This is a genomic window from Pacificoceanicola onchidii (genome assembly GCF_004804335.1).
GTDB lineage: Bacteria > Pseudomonadota > Alphaproteobacteria > Rhodobacterales > Rhodobacteraceae > Pacificoceanicola > Pacificoceanicola onchidii.
The window spans coordinates 201,380-219,901 of sequence record NZ_SRXY01000004.1; the positions used below are offsets into that span (position 1 = coordinate 201,380).

Below are 18,522 nucleotides of genomic sequence, written 5' to 3' on the forward strand. Positions count from 1 at the left end.
CACGCTCTGCGCCGGCACAGACCGGCGCAGAGGTAGCCAATAGGAGACAATTCCATGAGCCACCTGCTCGACAGATTGAACTTCCTCCAGTCCAACAAGCTGGAAGAGTTCGCCAACGGCCACGGTCAGGTCACCAACGAAGACCGCGGCTGGGAGGATACCTACAGAAACCGCTGGCGCCACGACAAGGTTGTCCGCTCGACCCATGGTGTGAACTGCACCGGGTCCTGCAGCTGGAAGATCTATGTCAAATCCGGCATCGTGACCTGGGAAACCCAGCAGACCGACTATCCGCGCACGCGGCCCGATCTGCCCAACCACGAACCGCGCGGCTGTGCCCGGGGGGCGTCCTACAGCTGGTATCTGTATTCGGCGAACCGGGTGAAGAACCCGCTCATTCGCGGGCGGCTGATGAAAATGTGGCGCGAGATGCGCAAGACCAAAACGCCGATCGAGGCCTGGACCGCGATCCAGAGTGACCCGATCCTGCGCAAGTCCTACACGTCCAAGCGCGGCTCCGGCGGCTTTGTGCGCGCCACCTGGGATGAGGCGACCGAGATTACCGCCGCCGCCAACGCCTATACCGCCAAGACCTATGGTCCGGACCGGATCTTTGGCTTTTCGCCGATCCCGGCCATGTCGATGGTCAGCTACGCCGCTGGCTCGCGCTACCTGAGCCTGATGGGCGGCGTCTGCATGTCCTTCTACGACTGGTACTGCGACTTGCCGCCGGCCTCCCCCATGACATGGGGTGAGCAGACCGACGTGCCGGAAAGCGCGGACTGGTACAACTCCAGCTATCTGCTGCTCTGGGGCTCGAACGTGCCGCAGACCCGGACGCCGGACGCGCACTTCTATACCGAAGTGCGATACAAGGGCACCAAGTCGGCGGTGATCTGCCCCGACTATTCGGAAGCTTCGAAGTTCGCCGATGTCTGGCTCAACGCCAAGCAGGGCACCGACGCGGCGCTGGCCATGGCCTTTGGCCACGTGATCCTGCGCGAGTTCCACATCGACCGGCAGGCCGAGTATTTCGAAGACTACTGCCGCAAGTATTCCGACATGCCGATGCTGGTGCGTCTGGAAGACAAGGACGGCTCCCTTGTGCCGGGCCGCTTCTTGCGTGCCGACGACCTCGACGGCAAGCTGGGCGAAGAGAACAACCCCGAATGGAAAACCGTCGCAATTGCCGAAGACAGCAGCACGCTTGTCTCTCCCAACGGGGCCATCGGCTATCGCTGGGGCGAGAAGGGCGAATGGAATCTCGAAGAGAAAGCTGACGGCAAAGACGCCAAGCTGCAGATGTCGCTCATCCTCGACGATCACCACGACGAAGTGCGCGGTGTCGATTTCCCCTACTTCGGCGGGGCGGCAACAGAAGCCTTTACCACCGGCGACAAGCGGCCTGACGTTCTGACCAAGAACATTCCGGTCAAACGCATCAAGACCGCCGATGGCGAGGTTCTGGTGGCCACTGTGTTTGACTTGTTCTGCGCCAACTACGGTGTGGATCGGGGGCTCGGTGGGGACTGGGTTGCGACCTCTTACGACGAGGACGTGCCGGGCACGCCGAAGTGGGCCGAGAAGATCACCGGCGTTCCCGCCGACAAGATCGCCCATGTAGCCCGCGAATTCGCGGAAACCGCCGAGAAGACCCATGGCAAGTCCATGATCATCATCGGCGCGGCCATGAACCACTGGTATCACATGGACATGAACTACCGCGGCGTCATCAACATGCTGGTGATGTGCGGTTGTGTGGGACAGTCCGGTGGCGGCTGGGCGCACTATGTCGGCCAAGAAAAGCTGCGCCCACAGACCGGCTGGCAACCGCTTGCCTTTGCGCTCGACTGGGGCCGCCCGCCGCGTCACATGAACTCGACCTCGGCGTGGTATGCCCACACCGATCAATGGCGTTACGAGACGCTGGAGGCGGGTGAGATCCTGTCACCCACGGCACCGGACGGCGATTGGGACATCAGCCTGATCGACTATAACATCCGCGCCGAGCGTATGGGCTGGCTGCCCAGCGCGCCGCAGCTCAAGACCAACCCGCTGGAAGTGGCGAAGCAGGCAAAAGCGGCAGGGATGGAAATCCCGGCCTATGTCGCCCAGCAGCTGAAATCCGGCGAGCTGGAAATGGCCTGCGAGGACCCGGATGATCCGGCCAACTGGCCACGCAACCTTTTTGTCTGGCGCTCGAACCTGCTTGGCTCGTCCGGCAAAGGCCACGAATACTTCCTCAAGCACCTTCTGGGCACCGACCACGGCGTTTTGGGCAAGGATCTTGGCGAAGAAGGCCGCGCGCTGCCGAAGGAAGCCAAATGGCACGACAAGGGCCCCGAGGGTAAACTCGACCTGCTTGTGACCATCGACTTCCGCATGTCCACGACGGCTGTTTATGCGGACATCGTTCTGCCAACCGCCAGTTGGTACGAGAAGGACGACATGAACACGTCCGACATGCACCCGTTCATTCACCCGCTTCAGGCGGCTGTGGACCCGGCATATGAGAGCAAGTCGGACTTCGAGATCTTCAAGGCAATTGCCAAGAAGGTTCAGGAAGTCGCGCCGGAAATCCTTGGCAAGGAAACCGACATTGTTGCGCTGCCCTTGCTGCACGACATGCCGGCAGAGATTGCGCAGGATCAGGTCCGCGACTGGAAGAAAGGCGAATGTGACCTCATTCCGGGCAAGACCGCGCCGGCCTATATCCCGGTGGAGCGCGATTATACCGCGATCTACGACCGGTTTACCGCACTGGGCCCACTCATGGACAAGCTCGGCAACGGCGGCAAAGGTATCACCTGGAACACGCAGGAAGAGATCGACGGCCTTGCCGCTCTGAACGGTGTGAAACTGGACGGTGCCGCCGAAGGACGGCCCAAGATCGAGACCGCCATCGACGCCTGTGAAGTGATCCTGATGCTGGCGCCCGAGACCAACGGCAACGTCGCCGTGAAAGCCTGGGAAGCGCTCAGCGAAAACACCGGACGCGAACACGCGCATCTGGCCGAGGGAGAGCATCACCAGAAGATCCGCTTCCACGACATTGCGGCGCAGCCCCGCAAGATCATCTCCTCGCCCACATGGTCGGGCATCGAGAGCGAGAAGGTCAGCTACAACGCGGGCTACACCAACGTGCATGAGCTGATCCCATGGCGGACGCTGACCGGACGGCAGCAACTTTATCAGGATCACCTGTGGATGCGTGCCTTTGGCGAAGGCTTCATGTCCTACCGGCCTCCGGTGGATCTCAAGACCATCACCAAGGATGTGCAGGACGATGGCGACAACCTCGTGCTGAACTTCATCACGCCGCACCAGAAATGGGGCATCCACTCCACCTACTCCGACAACCTGTTGATGCTGACGCTGAACAGGGGTGGGCCGGTGATCTGGATATCCGAGAACGACGCGAAAGCGGGCGGGATCGTGGATAACGATTGGGTTGAGCTCTACAACGTGAACGGCGCGCTGACAGCGCGGGCCGTGGTTTCCCAGCGGATCAAGGACGGCACAACGTTCATGTATCACGCTCAGGAAAAGATCGTGAACACGCCCGGATCGGAGAAAACCGGTCATCGCGGGGGCATCCACAACTCGGTGACCCGCGCGGTTCTCAAACCCACCCACATGATCGGCGGCTACGCCCAGCAGAGCTACGGTTTCAACTACTACGGTACCGTGGGCTGCAACCGGGACGAGTTCGTTGTCGTTCGGAAAATGAAGAAGGTCGACTGGCTCGACCGTGAAGCGACCAAAGCGGAGGCAGCAGAATGAGAGTGCGTGCGCAAATCGGCATGGTGCTGAACCTCGATAAATGTATCGGGTGCCACACCTGCTCTGTCACCTGCAAGAACGTGTGGACCACACGCGACGGCGTCGAATACGCCTGGTTCAACAACGTCGAGACCAAGCCGGGCACCGGCTACCCGACGGATTGGGAAAACCAGGCAAAGTGGAAAGGCGGCTGGGAGCGGACCAAGTCCGGCAAGTTGCAGCCCAAACAGGGCAGCAAGTGGCGGATCCTGTCCAACATCTTTGCCAACCCGGACCTGCCCGAGATCGACGACTACTACGAGCCGTTCGATTTCGACCATGATCATCTGAAGTCGGCCCCGGAAATGGAGGCGTTCCCCACGGCGCGCCCCTATTCCAAGATCACCGGCGACCGGATCGAAAAGATCGAGAAAGGTCCGAACTGGGAGGAAATCCTGGGCGGAGAGTTTTCGAAGCGATCGGATGACTACAACTTCGAAGGCATCCAGAAGGAGATCTACGGGGAATACGAGAACACCTTCATGATGTATCTCCCCCGTCTGTGCGAGCACTGCCTGAACCCGGCCTGTGCGGCGTCCTGCCCCTCGGGCGCGATCTACAAGCGCGAGGAAGACGGCATTGTCCTGATCGATCAGGAGAAGTGTCGCGGCTGGCGGATGTGTGTGTCGGGCTGCCCGTACAAGAAGGTCTACTACAACTGGGAAAGCGGCAAATCCGAGAAATGCACCCTGTGCTACCCCCGGATCGAGAGCGGCAATCCGACGGTCTGTTCGGAAACCTGCGTGGGGCGCATCCGTTACCTGGGTGTGATGCTCTACGACGCGGACAAGATCGACACGGCGGCCAACGCGGCAACCGAAAAAGAGCTGTATGACGCCCAACTGGATGTCTTCCTGGATCCAAACGATCCGGTGGTGATCGAAACCGCACGGGCGGACGGGATTCCCGAGGACTGGATCAAGGCCGCGCAGGAAAGCCCGGTCTGGAAGATGGCCATGGACTGGAAGGTCGCCTTCCCACTGCACCCGGAGTACCGGACCTTGCCGATGGTGTGGTATATCCCGCCCCTTTCGCCGATCCAGAACGCGGCAGAGGCTGGCAAGATCGGCACGGACGGCGCCATGCCCAACGTGCACGATCTGCGCATCCCGGTGCGTTACCTCGCCAACATGCTCACTGCCGGAGACGAGGCGCCGGTGGTCCATGCACTTGAACGCATGCTCGCCATGCGCGCCTACATGCGGTCCAAGACCGTGGACGGCGTCATTGACGAGGCCATCGCGGCGCGCGTCGGTCTTTCGTCAAGGGTGATCGAAGACATGTACAAGATCATGGCCCTCGCCGACTACGAAGACCGCTTTGTCATCCCGACAACCCACCGCGAGCAGGTGGAAGAGGCCTATGACCTGAAAGGCGGTTGCGGGTTTACCGATGGCAACGGCTGTTCCACCGGGACATCCAAACCGTCGCTGTTTGGCAAAGGCAAGAAACCCCTCAAAATGCCGGAGGCGATGTGATGACACAGGCCATGGACAGAACACTCAAAGCCCTTTCGCTCGTTCTGAGCTACCCGACGCGCGCGCTGCAGCAGGCGATGCCCGAGATCGGAGGCGTCCTCGCCTCGGACACGCGACTGACAGCAGCAGCGCGTCGGGCGTTGCGCCCGCTCATAGAGGAGTTGGGCGGGCGCGACATTTACGATCTGCAGGAGACCTACGTCGGTCTCTTCGACAGATCGCGCACGCTCTCGCTCAACCTCTTTGAGCACGTCCACGGCGAAAGCCGGGACCGGGGCGGTGCGATGGTCAGTCTCGTGGAAACCTACCGAGATGCCGGGTTTGACCCTGTCACTTCCGAACTGCCGGACCACCTGCCGATGCTACTGGAATTCCTGTCGACGCGTCCCTTCGTCGAAGCGCAGGAGACCTTGGCGGACGCGGCCCATATTCTTGAAGCGCTCAACGCCAGACTGGCACGGCGCGAAAGCTCTTATGGTGCCGTGTTCGCCGCTTTGTGCCAGCTGGCTGGCGCAAAGGCGGACAAGGACGCGGTGGCGGAGCTTCTGGAAGAACCGGACGTCGATCCGGACGATCTCGAAGCGCTCGACAAGGTCTGGGAGGAAAGCGAAGTCCGCTTTGGCCCGGATCCGGGTGCCGGTTGCCCGCAGGTGCGCGACATGCTCGCGCGCATGGACACCCCCGTTAACCCTGCCCCGGGCTCGGCCCCGGTCGCAGCTGAGTAAGTGGAGGCTCAGATGAACGAATTTCTCTTTGGCACCTTCCCCTATATCGCCCTTGGCGTGGGGATCATGGGGTCGATCGCCCGGTACGAGCGTGACCCCTTCACCTGGAAGTCCTCGTCCTCGCAGATGCTGCGGCGCAAGCAGCTGATCCTTGGCTCGGTGCTCTTTCACGTGGGCGTTCTGGTGATCTTCGCCGGTCACCTCGTGGGTCTGCTCACTCCGATCTGGATCTTTGACGCCATGGGCATCAGCCACGGCGCAAAGCAGACCTTGGCTGTCGTTGCAGGCGGGATTGCCGGGGTCATGGCGCTGGCGGGCGGGATCCTGCTGTTTCACCGGCGCTGGACGGACCCCCGCATCGCCAAGAACTCCAGCTTCTGGGACAATGCAATTCTGGCCATGCTGATCGCACAGCTTGTGCTGGGGCTTGGCACGGTGTTTGTTTCCCTTGGCCACCTCGATGGCCATGAGATGGTCAAGTTCATGTCCTGGGCACAGGGCATCTTCACCTTTGATGGGGCTGCGGCCAGCTACATCGCGGATGTGGCGCTGATCTTCAAACTTCACATTGTGCTGGGGCTGGCAATCATCCTTGTGTTCCCCTTCACCCGGCTTGTGCACATCGTGTCCGGCATCGCCGCGCCGATCCGCTACCTGCTGGGGCGCACCGGATACCAGGTTGTCCGCTCACGCCGTGCTGAACCCCTGCCCAAAAACGTCGGGGCTGTGCCGAAAGGGCGTACAAAGGGCAATCCGGCGTCCGCCGGAACCCAAAACCCCGGCACCGTGTCCACTCTGGCGGAGTAACCCTCATGAACGCGCTCTTTCCTGATCTTGTCGTCAACGGCGAAACCGTCCCATCTGCGCGCATCGCGGCGGAAACGCAGAACCACGACGGACCGCAAGGCAAGCCCGGCGTCGCCTGGCGCAAGGCTGCCAATGCTCTGGCGGTCCGAACCTTGCTCCTGCAAGAGGCGCGCAAGCGTGGGATAGACGCGCGCGTTCAGGAGGTTGGACCGGGACAGTTCGAAACAGAGGAGGAGGCCCTCGTGCGGGGCCTTCTCGAACAGGCCGTGCGCGTCGCGCGACCAACCGATGCCGCCGTGCGCGCCGAATGGGAAAGGGACCCCCTGCGGTTTCGCAGCCCACCGCTGTGGGAAGTCTCGCACATTCTGGTGGCCTGCGATCCCAGAGACGCAGAGGCACGCGACGCCGCACAGGCCCGCGCCACCGACTTGACCGGACAGGCTCTTGGCAATCCAAAAGGCTTTCCCGCGCTCGCAGCCAGCGCCAGCGACTGTGGCTCCAAATCAAGCGGCGGGTCCCTGGGTCAATTGAGCCCCGGAGACACGGTTCCGGAGTTCGAAGCGGTGCTGCGCGGGCTGACAGACGGAGCGATCACTGCAGAGCCGGTTCTGACCCGCCACGGCTGGCACATCATCAAGATGGACGCGCTTGCGGAAGGCGCGGTGCTGCCCTTTGCTTCGGTCAGGGACAAGATCGCCGATGCCATGGAAAAGACGTCCTGGGCCAAAGCGGCCAAAAGCTTTGTCGAAACTCTGGCCGCGGACGCCGAGATAACCGGAGCAGACCTGCGAACGCCGGTACGCTACGCTCAAGTCCCATAGTCTCCGCTGATCACGCTCTCTGCCCCTGCAACCCAAGAAAGAAACAGACATGACCGACTCCTTGGCCAATGCCAGCAAACGAGATCCGCACCAGAACGCCACCGACATGGATCTGCTGGAGGATCCCCTCAAGTTTCTTGAAGCCGACCATCTGCGAACCCGCACGATTTGCGGGGCACTCGATCGCATGGCAGAGGCGGAGCAACCGTCGCGCGAGGATATCTTCTCGGTTCTGAGTTTTCTCGAAAATGAATTGCCGCTGCTCATTGTGGACGAGGATGCCGACCTGATGCGTCTGATGCGCGGGCATATCGGCGAGGACGGGAGCCTGTTCAAACTGCTCAGGGACGTGGCGGAACTGCATGCCGACATCGCCTTTCGCTCCCGCCCCGCAATCGACCTGCTGCAGATTCTCAAGCAAAAGCCGCGCGCGATGACGTACTCCGAGCAGACTTGCCTACGCGATCTGTCAAAAGTTCTGCGCGTCGATATGGCCGTGGAAAATGCCCGGCTTCTGCCACTGGCGAAAAAACTTCTGACCGAAGACGAAGTGGCGGAACTGCGCTCGTCCATGTTCCAACGGCGGCTGTCCGACTTTCGCGACCATAGGGTTTAGGCGCGCGCCCAGCTGGCTGACAGAGAAACGGAGATCGGAAAATGCGTGAACAATCCTTGAGACAGGCCGGGTTCTGCGGGTGCGGCCATGACGATACCGGATCAGCCCTCATGACGGTGGACGAGGCGCTGGACATGATGTCTGCGGCGATCACACCCATTCGCAGAACCGAGCGCGTGTCGCTGGCGCAGGCGGTGGGGCGCGTTTTGGCGCAAGACGTGCGCGCGGTGGCCGATGCACCGCCCTTCGACAACTCGGCGGTTGATGGCTATGCGATCTGCCACGAAGACATCCCGCAAGGTGATTGGATCGTGCTGACCGTGTCCGAACGTGTCGTGGCGGGCAGTCGACCCAGACGCGCCGTTACTGGAAAAACCGCGATCCAGGTCATGACAGGCGCGCCGCTTCCGGCAGGGACAACGGCCGTTGTGATGCAGGAAGACGTCACCTGTTCGGGCAATCGCATCGTCCTGCGCAGCCTTCCCAAGCACGGCAGCAACATGCGTCAGCGCAGCGAAGACATCAAGCAAGGGGACGCCGTGCTGAAGGCGGGCACCCGGTTAACGGCCCGGGCCATCGCCGTGGCTGCGGCGGCTGGCGCGCAGGATCTCGTTGTCCGAGCGCCTCTGCGCGTCGGTTTGCTGGTGACAGGAAGTGAGGTGACCAGCGACGGAAACCCGCGCCCGGATGCCGCCATATGGGACGTCAACTCTCCGGTTCTGATGGCTGCGTTTTCACGGTGTGACCTCGAGCTGGTGCAGGCGAAGGTCGTATCGGATCACGCACTCAGCATCCAAACGGCGATGTCCGACTTGGCCGCGAACGTCGATCTTCTGGTGACAACGGGGGGCGTGTCCGTTGGCGAAGAGGACCATGTCAAACCGGGTTTCGAAGCCATGGGCGGCGAGATTGTCTTTTCCGGCGTCGCCATCAAACCGGGCAAACCCGTCACGGTCGGGCGCACTCGGGATGCCGTTTGGCTGGGTCTGCCCGGCAATCCGCAGGCGGCTTACCTGATGTGGCATCTCTTTGGAAACGCCGCCTGCGATCTTTTGGCCATCGGAGCGATCCGCCAGCGCAAGCGGCGCTGCGTTGTGCTTGATGAGGACCTCCATCATAAACCGGGCCGATGCGAGTTGCGGCTTGCGAAGGCGAGCGGATTGGATGGGTTTGGCAGGGAGCGGGTCCGCTTTGGACGCGCCACGTTCTCGGGCCGGGTGGGCGCGATGGCCAGCGCCGATGGGGTGATCGTCATTCCCGCCGAAACCGAAGCTTTGCCGAAGGGGGCATTGGTGGAGATGCACTCTTTCGACCAATACTGACTGGAGACGTAGAAATGCAAATCGCTTACACAGTGGCATCCGGAAAAGGCGACACCGACATGATGTTGCTTGGCCTTTCCCAGGCGCTGGCAAAACACGGGTTTCGTCTGGCCGGAACCGTTCAGATCAATACGGACCGAGAATGCGAGGGCCCTTGCGACATGGAAGTCAAAGTCCTGCCTGATGGACCCATTGTCCGGATTTCACAAAGCCTTGGCAAACACGCCAAGGGGTGCCGATTGGATCCTGAAGCGCTGGAAACGGCTGTCGGACATGTGTCGCAAAGCATGGCGTCGCAGCCCGATCTTCTGGTCGTCAACAAGTTCGGCAAACATGAAGCCTTGGGGCGCGGCTTTCGCGATGTCATCGCAGAGGCTTTGTCGCAAGATATCCCGGTGATCGTCGGACTGAACCGCCTCAACCAGGACGATTTCATGACGTTTGTTGGCGGTGAGGCAACGCGCGTGGAGCCCACGCTGGCCGCGCTTCAGGATTGGGCCGAAGGCGCTTGCGGAACGCGGAACCGCGCGGCCTGAAGCGGCGCGGGCGCGCCCGCTCGGCCACCTTGATCGCAAAAGAAAACCCCCGCCGGTTGGCGGGGGTTTGTTTTTGTGAAGCGGCGCTTAGAGCTTTTTCTCTTCAGCGCGCAAGGCCAGCCACAGGCAGTAGCACATGATCAGGACGACCAGTGTGAAGGGGATACCCATCGACACCGCCGCTCCCTGCAGCGCGTTCAATCCGCCGCCCAGAAGAAGCGCAATCGCGACCAGACCTTCCAAAGTGCACCAGAACACCCGCTGGATAACCGGCGCGTCCATCTTGCCGCCTGCGGTGATCGTGTCGATCACAAGCGAGCCGGAGTCGGACGAGGTGACAAAGAAAATCACGATCAGCAAGAGCGAGATCGGTGCCACGATCGAGTAGAGCGGCAGTTCCTTGAGGAAGCCGAACAGGGCGCCTTCGGGAGCATAGCTGTCGATAACGGTGGCCTTCACGCCTTCTGCGCCACCAGCGTTGAGCATGTCGATTGCCGCGCCGCCGAAGGTGGACATCCAAAGTGCGCAAACAACCGTCGGCGCCACCAATGCGCAGATCACGAACTCACGCACGGTCCGGCCTTTGGAGATGCGGGCAATGAACATGCCGACGAAAGGCGACCAAGCGATCCACCAGGCCCAGTAGAAGGTGGTCCAGCCGTGGAAGAAGCTTGTGTCTTCGCGGCCAAACGGGTTCGACAGAGCCGGAAGCAACGTCACGTAATCCACCATGACACTGAAATACCGGCTGATCGCGGCCGACACACCGGTCACGGCAATCACGAAGATGAACAGCGCCACTGCCATGATCATGTTGATTTCCGACAGCCGTTTGACGCCCGCATCCATACCAAGAAGAACCGAGCCCAAGGCGATCAGCGTGATTCCGATGATCAAGAGGACGGTCACCGTGGGTGATGGCGCAATTCCGAAGACTTCGTTCAAACCGGCAGCCACCTGTTGCGCACCCAAACCAAGCGATGTGGTCAGGCCGAACAAAGTTGCAAAGACGGCCAGCGTGTCGATCAAGTGACCCCAGAAGCCCCAGACCCGTTCACCAAGTAGCGGGTAGAACGCCGAACGCAGTGTCAGCGGCAGGTTCAGGTTGTAGCAGAAAATCGCGAGCGACAGACCCACGGCTGCATAGACTGCCCAGCCTTCGAGACCCCAGTGGTGGATCGTGCCCACAACCCCGATGTACTCGTTGCCCGGCTCGGTGATGTCGATGTTGAGCGGTCGCGCGTTCCCCCCTTCGGAGAAGTTGTAGTAAACCGGCTCAAGCACGCCAAAGAACAGAAGACCGATGCCAATGCCGGCCGCGAACATCATCGCAATCCATCCGGCATAGGAATAGTCAGGTGTCGCATCCTTGCCCCCGATACGCACCTTGCCCACGGGGAGCACGATCAGCGCAAGGCAGAACAGCGTGATGGCATCAACGGACAGCACAAGGAACCAGTCAAAGGTGCTTGTCAGCCATGGACGCAGCCAGCCGAAGAAGCTTGCCGCTGCTTCCTGATTGGCCAGCGACAACAGCACAAACGCCATGATCAGAACGCTGGCAACAATGAACACGGGATTGTGGATATCGAGTCCGAACGGGCGCACATTGTCCTGCCCCAGCTCATACTCCGTTTCAAAATCCCAGACCCTTGGGTCTGGATCGAGCATCTTTTTATTTTCAGTCATCTTCCCCTCCGAATACTGTTTCTTGGACTATAAATCATCAGAGATCCCTGAATTTCATAAGAAATTCAAAGCCTTCACGCAGCAATGGCATGCCGCGCGCGTCTTCCTGGTTGCTGAATTGAATTGGCTCTTGCGGCGCAATTCCAATTTCGAGCGGGCCGAGATTTCCTCAAGTCTGGGGCACCGCCATGGCCCGAGGTTTCCACGAGCCCAAGGACACCATCTTTATCGGAACCGACACTGAGCCATGCGAAGACGACATTGATTTGCCTGTCAGCGACATCCCTGTTTACCATGATACCCTATTTCCACGATAAGCATCAGCCCTCCCGTGCCCGGCGAGGCAGAAGACTGGCTTGGACCCTCAGGGGTATGGGCACGGCACGGCATGTACCAAAGGCGGGTCTTCCCCGATCAATCCGCCTGGAACAGCATGTTTCGCAGTTTGGCAGCAGCGTTCTGCAGGATGTCCTTGCGTTCGATTGCGGCAGGTAGCGACATGCGTTGGGTCGGGCCGTGATAGGCCAGCCCGGCCACGTAACGGCCGCTGGGATCCAGAACCGGCACTGCAATCGCAACCATTCCTTCAAGGAACTCTTCCTGATCGAGCGCGAAACCTTGTTTGCGGATCTGCAACAACTCGGCGTGCAGGCTGTCACGGTCAATGAGGGTATGCTCTGTCTTTTTCTCGAGCTTGAGCGTGGCGACCAGCGACTCGCGTTTCTTCGGCGCAAGACTGGCCAGAAAGGTTTTTCCGCTGGCTGTGCAATGAAACGGCACGCTTGTGCCGATTGGCAACTGGATGCGAAACGGCCAGTCGGTTTCCACCCGGTCGAGATAATTCATGCCGGAGTTCCCCGGCGCCGCGTAGTTGACCGTTTCGCCAACACTGTCCGCAACTTCCTTCAGGATCTGGTGCCGGGCCACGTGATCGCGGGAGTTGTGCAACAGGCCAGCCCCAAGATCCCGCAACCGCCGCGCCACCTGGTATTTCTTGGAATTGCCGGGACGGGTCAGGAAGCCGTTTTCTTCGAGTGTGGTGCAAAGCCGGTGCACCGTCTGCTTTGGCAATCCGAGGTGGTCGTTGATTTGAGTGGCAGACATTGCCCGATCACTTTTGCCCAATATCTCCAAGATCAGCAAAGTCCGAAGATTGGTAGGGATGCGCTCAGCGTCTGACATGAAGCCCCCGAAAAAAGTTGGTGCATTTCTCGCGAATCAATGTACCGTCATTTTTTACCAAAAACGAGATGAAAAGTCTCATTTTTTGACTTTCTGGGGTGAAATGGAATTCGACTTCGTCATAGTGGGGGCAGGATCGGCGGGATGCGCACTTGCAAACCGTCTTTCTGCGGACGCGAGATACTCGGTTGCGCTGATCGAGGCCGGGCCCGCTGATCGCAACCCGTGGATCCATATTCCGGTCGGGTATTTCCGGACCATGGGTAATCCTAGGTCCGATTGGATGTACGTCACCGAACAGGATGACGGCATTGCGGGCCGTTCCATCGCCTGGCCACGCGGGCGTGTCCTTGGCGGATCAAGTTCCATCAACGGATTGCTCTACGTCCGGGGGCAGCCGCAAGATTACAATTACTGGGCGCAGCTTGGTTGCACGGGCTGGTCGTGGGACAACGTCCTGCCGTTTTTCAAGCGGTCCGAAACCTGGCACGGTACACATTCCAACGCGACCCGCGGTTCGGAAGGTCCTTTGTCCGTACAAGAGTCGCGCCTGACGCGCGAAATTGTCGACAAGTGGCTCGATGCCGCCGTCGAGGCTGGGTACAAACGCACCGAGGACTACAACGGCGAAGATCAGGAAGGGGTCGGCTACTTTCAGTTGACCATGAAGAAGGGTCGGCGGTGTTCTTCCGCCGTGGCTTATCTGAATCCGGTAAAGAGCCGCGAGAACCTGACGATCCTGACCGACGCGCAAACCGAAAAGGTTCTGATCGAAGAAGGGCGCGCTTCGGGCATTCGCATCAAGCGCCATGGCGCAATGGAAACCGTCCGCGCCCGCAAAGAAGTCATCCTGAGCGCGGGCGCCATCGGCTCGCCGCAGATTCTCATGCTGTCAGGGATCGGAGACCCCGAAGACCTGCGCCCGCATGGGATCGAGGTGCATTCGGCTTTGCAAGGGGTGGGCAAGAACCTTCAGGATCACCTGCAGGCACGTCCGGTTTACAAGACCAATCTCAGCACCATCAACACCGAAGCCAACAGCCTGTTCAAACAGGGCATGATGGCCATGCAATACGCCCTCACCCAGCGCGGCCCGATGACGATGGCGGCCAGCCTCGGTACAGGCTTCCTCAAGACCGAAGGCCGGCTGGAGACACCGGACATTCAGTTCCACATTCAACCGTGGAGCGCGGACAAGCCCGCCGATGGCCCACACAAGTTTTCTGCCTTCACCGCGTCAGTTCTGCAACTGCGCCCGGAAAGCGCCGGACATCTGTCGCTGACATCGGCGAACATGGACGACCATCCCGAGATCCATCCGAATTACCTGGCAACGGATCTGGACTGCCAGACGCTCGTCAAAGGGATTCAGATTGCGCGCAGGATCGCCCGGACCGACCCGCTGAAATCCCACATCACCGAGGAACATGCACCGGGCGTCGATGTTGCGCTGGAGGATGAAGAGGCAACGCTGGATTGGGCACGGCGCACGGCGGTGACGATCTATCACCCAACCGGAACCTGCAAGATGGGGATCGACGACAAGGCCGTGGTGGACCCGAGACTGCGGGTGCGGGGGATCGACGGGCTGCGCGTGGCGGATGCCTCGATCATGCCGCAGATTGTCAGCGGCAACACAAATGCACCGTGCATCATGATTGGCGAAAAGGCGGCTGATCTCGTTCTGGAGGATACGAGATCATGACCTGTGCACAGGCCATCGCGCCGAATTTCGACCATACCACCGGATCGGGTACCCGATCCCAACAACTGCGGGGCGACGCCTTCAGCTCCGTGAGAGACAACAAAAGGATAGAGGGCTTCATCTCTAGGGAGGAAATTCAATGTTCAAACTGAAGTATCTGGCGGCGAGTGCCGCGGTGGCTCTGATGGCCACCTCAGCCGTGGCCGAGAAGGTGTTGCGCATCCAGTCGGTGCTGCCCAACACCGCAGACGAAGTGCACATGCTTAACGAGTTCGGCAAGGACGTGGCCGCGCTCACCGGCGGGTCGCTCACCATCGAAGTGCTGCCCGCAGGCGCCGTTGTCGGCCCGCGTGACATCATGGACGCGGTGGATGCCGGTCTGGTCGAAGGTGGCTTTGCATGGACCCACTACTGGGGTGGCAAGCACGTTGCGGCAAACCTCTTTGGCGCGCCTGTGGCAGGGGCCGGTGTTGGTCTCGACAACATCGCGTTCCTGAGCTGGTTCCAGTATGGCGGCGGCAAAGAGCTCTATGACCGCCTTTGGGAAGAAATGGGCGTGAACGTCAAAGGCTTCATGCTGCAGCCGGTTGGCCCCGAAGCACTTGGCTGGTTCCCGGAGCCGATCAAGTCCATGGATGACTTCCGCCAGATGCGCTTCCGCGCGCCTCCGGGCATGGTGGGCGCAGCCTATGCAGACATCGGTGTGCCTGCGGTCGCCATGGGCGGCGGGGACATCCTGCCTGCGCTGGAAAAAGGCACAATTGACGCCGCCGAATGGTGCTGCCCGAAGCCGGACAGCGTGTTTGGTTTCCAGAAGGTGCTCAAGCACTACTACCTGCAGGGTCTGCACCAGGTTGTCGTGAACGCCGACATGTACGTGAACCTCGACTTCTACAACGACCTCACCGATCTCGAGAAGAAGGCACTGGAAGTTGCGGCCAACGCGTCCCTGTCGAAGTCCATGTCTTACCGGATCTATGAGAACGGCAAGGCGCTCAAGGACCTGACCGACAACCACGGTGTGATCCTCGAGGACACCCCGGCGGATTACTTCACAGAGTACATGGCCGCCGCCAAGAAGGCTCTGGAATCCGCCGCTGCGGAAGACGAGTTCTTCGCGGAAGTCTGGCAGTCGCAGAAAGACTTCGCCGACACCGTTGTCCCATTCTGGGCCGGAGCGCAGGCCTCCAATGCCGGGCTGGGCCGGGCACATGCGGAGACGCTCAAATAAAACACTGGTTGCGGGGCCCCAATCCGGGCCCCGCACTTCGTTTTCGATGAGGGCCGGTGGGGGGGCGGTTCTCTTCAAAAATGAAGACCCGAAAACGGGCTTTGAGACGATAAGGGAGAGATGGGTATGGCCGCAGATGAGGTGAACCCCGATGAGCTCGAAATTGCAGACGAGCTGATCGCGGAACGACGCGCCGAAGCCCCGGGTGAGACGCCCGAGGATATGACAGCATGGCAGCGCCCGATTACGGCGGTCATTGACGTGATCAACTACCGGGCAGGCCAGATCTTTGCCCTGATGATGGTCCCGCTGATTGCCGTGGTGGTCTTTGAGGTCTTCATGCGCAACTCCTTCTCGATCCTGCAGAATGCGGGCTTCGAGGATCTGGCGCGCACTCTTGGATTGGGCCCAACGCTTTGGGTCTATGACACCAGCCGGATGATTGCCGGGATGCTGTTCATGGGAGCCGCGGGCTACGGTCTGATGCGCGGCGTGCATATCCGCGCAGACTTCCTCTACCGCAACTGGTCGGCCAAGACGCAGGCCACGGTGGATGCGACGCTCTACCTGATGTTCTTCATCCCTTCGATGATCTTCTTCACAATCGTCGCTTCGCAGTTCTGGTGGTTGGCCTTTTCCAAGGGCGAAACCATGCAGATCGACAGCGCATGGGGGCCGCTTCTCTGGCCTGCCCGGATCGCGATGCCCATTGGCGGGTTCCTCCTGCTTCTGCAGGGTATTCCGGAGATTTTCCGCGCCTTCCACAAAATGGGCAAAGCGCGCGAACGCATTTTTGTCCGCGCCCTGCCCGTTTACCTGATCGCCTTGATCTGGCTGGTGATGGCGGCCTTTTTGCCAGACTACGTGCCGGGCGGTGAATGGTTCACCGACCTGATGAAAGCCCGCCCTGGCCTGTCCAAACCGACAATCGGCCTGATCATGCTGGGCGCGATGCTGTTTGTCATCTTCATCGGCTTCCCAATCTCTTTCACGCTGATCTTCCTCGGCTTTGTCTTCGGCATCTGGGGGGCAAACTTCAAGCTGACCACCCTGTTGATGACCCTCAACACCAACTCTACCATGCTCAATGATCAGCTGATGGCGGTGCCATTGTTTGTGCTGATGGGCATTGTCATGGAAGCGGCGGGGCTGATGGAGCGGCTGTTCGCCTCGATCCAGATGATCATGGCGCGTGTGCGCGGAGCCCTGTTCATCGCGGTGCTGATCGTCTCGACGATCTTCGCTGCCGCGACCGGGATCGTAGGCGCCTCTGTCACCCTGCTTGGTATCATGGCCGGAGCCACGATGAGCCGCTCCGGCTACAATGTGCAATTGGCTGCTGGCACAATCACGGCCGGGGGTACTTTGGGCATTCTGATCCCACCGTCGATCATGCTGATCGTGATGGGGCCTGTGCTTGAGGTCTCGACCCTAGATCTCTTCCGCGGTGCCTTCATCCCCGGCGCTCTGCTCGCAACGCTCTACCTGCTCTATACGCTGGGGCGCTGCTGGCTGAATCCGGAGCTTGGCCCGGTGCTTTCCGAAGAAGACCAGCCCGATACGTCCAAATACTACGGTGCCGAAGTCGCGCTGATCTGTCTGGGCATCCTGACCATTTGTCGTGTCTTTGGTCTCAGCCTAAACGGCGTGTTCGGGGGTATCGTGCCTTTTGGCGGGCTGATCGTTTTGGCGCTGACCCTGCTTGTGGCGCTGCGCGCTTATCGTAACCTGACCGTGCTGCGGATCGTGCTCCCGCTGGCTGTGCTGTTCCATGTCTACATGGCAGTGGCGAGCGGCCTGTCGGCTTGGTCGATCATCTTGGCGGCCTTCACCGTACTTCTGGCCGTGCTCGGCCGACCGATCTACGGCAAGGACGCCGAAGGCAACTTCTACTTCTCCCAACTGTGGGACGAGTTCTTTGCCGGGCTGATGCCGCCAACGATCCTGATCTCCTTTGCCCTCGGCTCGATCCTTCTGGGTCTGGCGACACCGGCAGAGGCCGCCGCCATGGGCGCCTTCGGCGCGATCCTGTTGTCCATCGGATACCGCAAGTTCACAATCCCCAGCTTCTTTGACAGCCTCGTCAAGGCACTGGAGATCACCGTTCTGATCATGTTCCTTGTGGCTGCATCGAACTTCTTTGGCGCACAGTTTTCCGCCCTGGGCACGCCGAAGATGATGACAGAAATCCTGTTGGGGCTCGACATGTCGCCCTACCTGATCCTGATCCTCGTGATGGCGCTGATCTTCCTTCTGGGCTGGCCGCTGGAATGGGTACCGATTGTTCTGATCGTGGTGCCAATCCTGCTGCCCACTGTAGAGAAGCTCGATATCTACGGGCTGGACCGCTATGACCTCATGGTCTGGTTCGGGATTCTGGTGGCGGTGAACCTGCAAACGGCCTGGCTTTCGCCGCCCGTGGCGCTCTCGGCCTACTTCCTCAAAGGCGTGGTTCCAAACTGGGACCTCAAGGACATCTACCTTGGCATGATGCAGTTCATGCTGGTGCAGCTGTTCGGCCTGATCCTTCTGTTCATTTTCCCACAGCTGGTGCTTTGGCTGCCGGCGGTTATGTCAGGAAACTAAGT

At 60.3% G+C, this 18,522-nt stretch carries 13 protein-coding genes; 11 read left to right on the top strand and 2 right to left on the bottom strand.

Translation table 11 applies throughout. The features are described from left to right. Positions 1 to 54: 54 nt before the first annotated feature. From E4662_RS12325 to E4662_RS12360, 8 genes are read left to right on the top strand one after another with little or no spacing between them, the layout of a single operon-like run. Positions 55 to 3,783, top strand: a complete 3,729-nt coding sequence (locus tag E4662_RS12325; protein WP_136441878.1) for a nitrate reductase subunit alpha — start codon at positions 55 to 57, stop codon at positions 3,781 to 3,783. After that, positions 3,780 to 5,300 carry a nitrate reductase subunit beta gene (narH, locus tag E4662_RS12330; RefSeq protein ID WP_136441879.1) on the top strand — a complete coding sequence of 507 codons (1,521 nt, stop codon included), beginning with the start codon at positions 3,780 to 3,782 and terminating at the stop codon, positions 5,298 to 5,300. Before E4662_RS12325 ends, narH begins: the two co-directional genes overlap by 4 nt. Positions 5,301 to 5,311: 11 nt before the next feature. Next, positions 5,312 to 6,025, top strand: a complete 714-nt coding sequence (narJ, locus tag E4662_RS12335; RefSeq protein ID WP_136442116.1) for a nitrate reductase molybdenum cofactor assembly chaperone — start codon at positions 5,312 to 5,314, stop codon at positions 6,023 to 6,025. A gap of 12 nt (positions 6,026 to 6,037) precedes the next feature. After that, positions 6,038 to 6,832, top strand: coding sequence for a respiratory nitrate reductase subunit gamma (gene narI / locus E4662_RS12340; protein WP_136441880.1), 795 nt, complete (start codon positions 6,038 to 6,040; stop codon positions 6,830 to 6,832). A 5-nt stretch (positions 6,833 to 6,837) separates the two neighbouring features. Then, a complete protein-coding gene (locus tag E4662_RS12345) occupies positions 6,838 to 7,653 on the top strand; it encodes a peptidylprolyl isomerase (protein WP_136441881.1) in 816 nt (271 codons plus the stop codon). A 49-nt stretch (positions 7,654 to 7,702) separates the two neighbouring features. After that, on the top strand, positions 7,703 to 8,269 hold the full coding sequence (locus E4662_RS12350; RefSeq protein ID WP_136441882.1) for a hemerythrin domain-containing protein: 567 nt from the start codon (positions 7,703 to 7,705) through the stop codon (positions 8,267 to 8,269). 41 nt (positions 8,270 to 8,310) lie between these two features. Beyond that, entirely contained in the window at positions 8,311 to 9,591 is a 1,281-nt protein-coding gene (locus E4662_RS12355) for a molybdopterin molybdotransferase MoeA (protein ID WP_136441883.1), read from the top strand. 14 nt (positions 9,592 to 9,605) lie between these two features. After that, a complete protein-coding gene (locus tag E4662_RS12360; RefSeq protein WP_136441884.1) occupies positions 9,606 to 10,127 on the top strand; it encodes a DUF2478 domain-containing protein in 522 nt (173 codons plus the stop codon). An 87-nt stretch (positions 10,128 to 10,214) separates the two neighbouring features. Here E4662_RS12360 and E4662_RS12365 read toward each other — a convergent pair whose 3' ends face one another. Further along, positions 10,215 to 11,816: a BCCT family transporter gene (locus E4662_RS12365; protein ID WP_136441885.1), complete on the bottom strand. Its 1,602-nt coding sequence runs from the start codon at positions 11,814 to 11,816 to the stop codon at positions 10,215 to 10,217. Between the two features lie 414 nt (positions 11,817 to 12,230). Further along, positions 12,231 to 12,998, bottom strand: coding sequence for an IclR family transcriptional regulator (locus E4662_RS12370; RefSeq protein ID WP_136441886.1), 768 nt, complete (start codon positions 12,996 to 12,998; stop codon positions 12,231 to 12,233). Between the two features lie 103 nt (positions 12,999 to 13,101). On the opposite strand from E4662_RS12370, the gene E4662_RS12375 reads away from it, so the two are divergent. The 3 genes from E4662_RS12375 to E4662_RS12385 all read left to right on the top strand — a co-directional run bounded on the left by E4662_RS12375 (position 13,102) and on the right by E4662_RS12385 (position 18,520). Then, complete coding sequence (locus tag E4662_RS12375) at positions 13,102 to 14,703, top strand: GMC family oxidoreductase (protein ID WP_136442117.1); 1,602 nt, start codon at positions 13,102 to 13,104, stop codon at positions 14,701 to 14,703. Between the two features lie 139 nt (positions 14,704 to 14,842). Then, positions 14,843 to 15,934 (top strand): TRAP transporter substrate-binding protein, encoded by a 1,092-nt coding sequence (locus E4662_RS12380; RefSeq protein WP_136441887.1) that lies wholly within the window; start codon positions 14,843 to 14,845, stop codon positions 15,932 to 15,934. 126 nt (positions 15,935 to 16,060) lie between these two features. After that, positions 16,061 to 18,520 (top strand): TRAP transporter large permease subunit, encoded by a 2,460-nt coding sequence (locus E4662_RS12385; protein WP_136441888.1) that lies wholly within the window; start codon positions 16,061 to 16,063, stop codon positions 18,518 to 18,520. Positions 18,521 to 18,522 lie beyond the last annotated feature (2 nt).

Coding starts and splice junctions, on each gene's coding strand:
- E4662_RS12355 (WP_136441883.1), top strand. CDS start 8,311: ATGCGTGAACAATCCTTGAGACAGGCCGGGTTCTGCGGGTGCGGCCAT.
- narJ (WP_136442116.1), top strand. CDS start 5,312: ATGGACAGAACACTCAAAGCCCTTTCGCTCGTTCTGAGCTACCCGACG.
- E4662_RS12385 (WP_136441888.1), top strand. CDS start 16,061: ATGGCCGCAGATGAGGTGAACCCCGATGAGCTCGAAATTGCAGACGAG.
- E4662_RS12325 (WP_136441878.1), top strand. CDS start 55: ATGAGCCACCTGCTCGACAGATTGAACTTCCTCCAGTCCAACAAGCTG.
- E4662_RS12365 (WP_136441885.1), bottom strand. CDS start 11,816: ATGACTGAAAATAAAAAGATGCTCGATCCAGACCCAAGGGTCTGGGAT.
- narI (WP_136441880.1), top strand. CDS start 6,038: ATGAACGAATTTCTCTTTGGCACCTTCCCCTATATCGCCCTTGGCGTG.
- E4662_RS12350 (WP_136441882.1), top strand. CDS start 7,703: ATGACCGACTCCTTGGCCAATGCCAGCAAACGAGATCCGCACCAGAAC.
- E4662_RS12375 (WP_136442117.1), top strand. CDS start 13,102: ATGGAATTCGACTTCGTCATAGTGGGGGCAGGATCGGCGGGATGCGCA.
- narH (WP_136441879.1), top strand. CDS start 3,780: ATGAGAGTGCGTGCGCAAATCGGCATGGTGCTGAACCTCGATAAATGT.
- E4662_RS12370 (WP_136441886.1), bottom strand. CDS start 12,998: ATGTCAGACGCTGAGCGCATCCCTACCAATCTTCGGACTTTGCTGATC.
- E4662_RS12380 (WP_136441887.1), top strand. CDS start 14,843: ATGTTCAAACTGAAGTATCTGGCGGCGAGTGCCGCGGTGGCTCTGATG.
- E4662_RS12345 (WP_136441881.1), top strand. CDS start 6,838: ATGAACGCGCTCTTTCCTGATCTTGTCGTCAACGGCGAAACCGTCCCA.
- E4662_RS12360 (WP_136441884.1), top strand. CDS start 9,606: ATGCAAATCGCTTACACAGTGGCATCCGGAAAAGGCGACACCGACATG.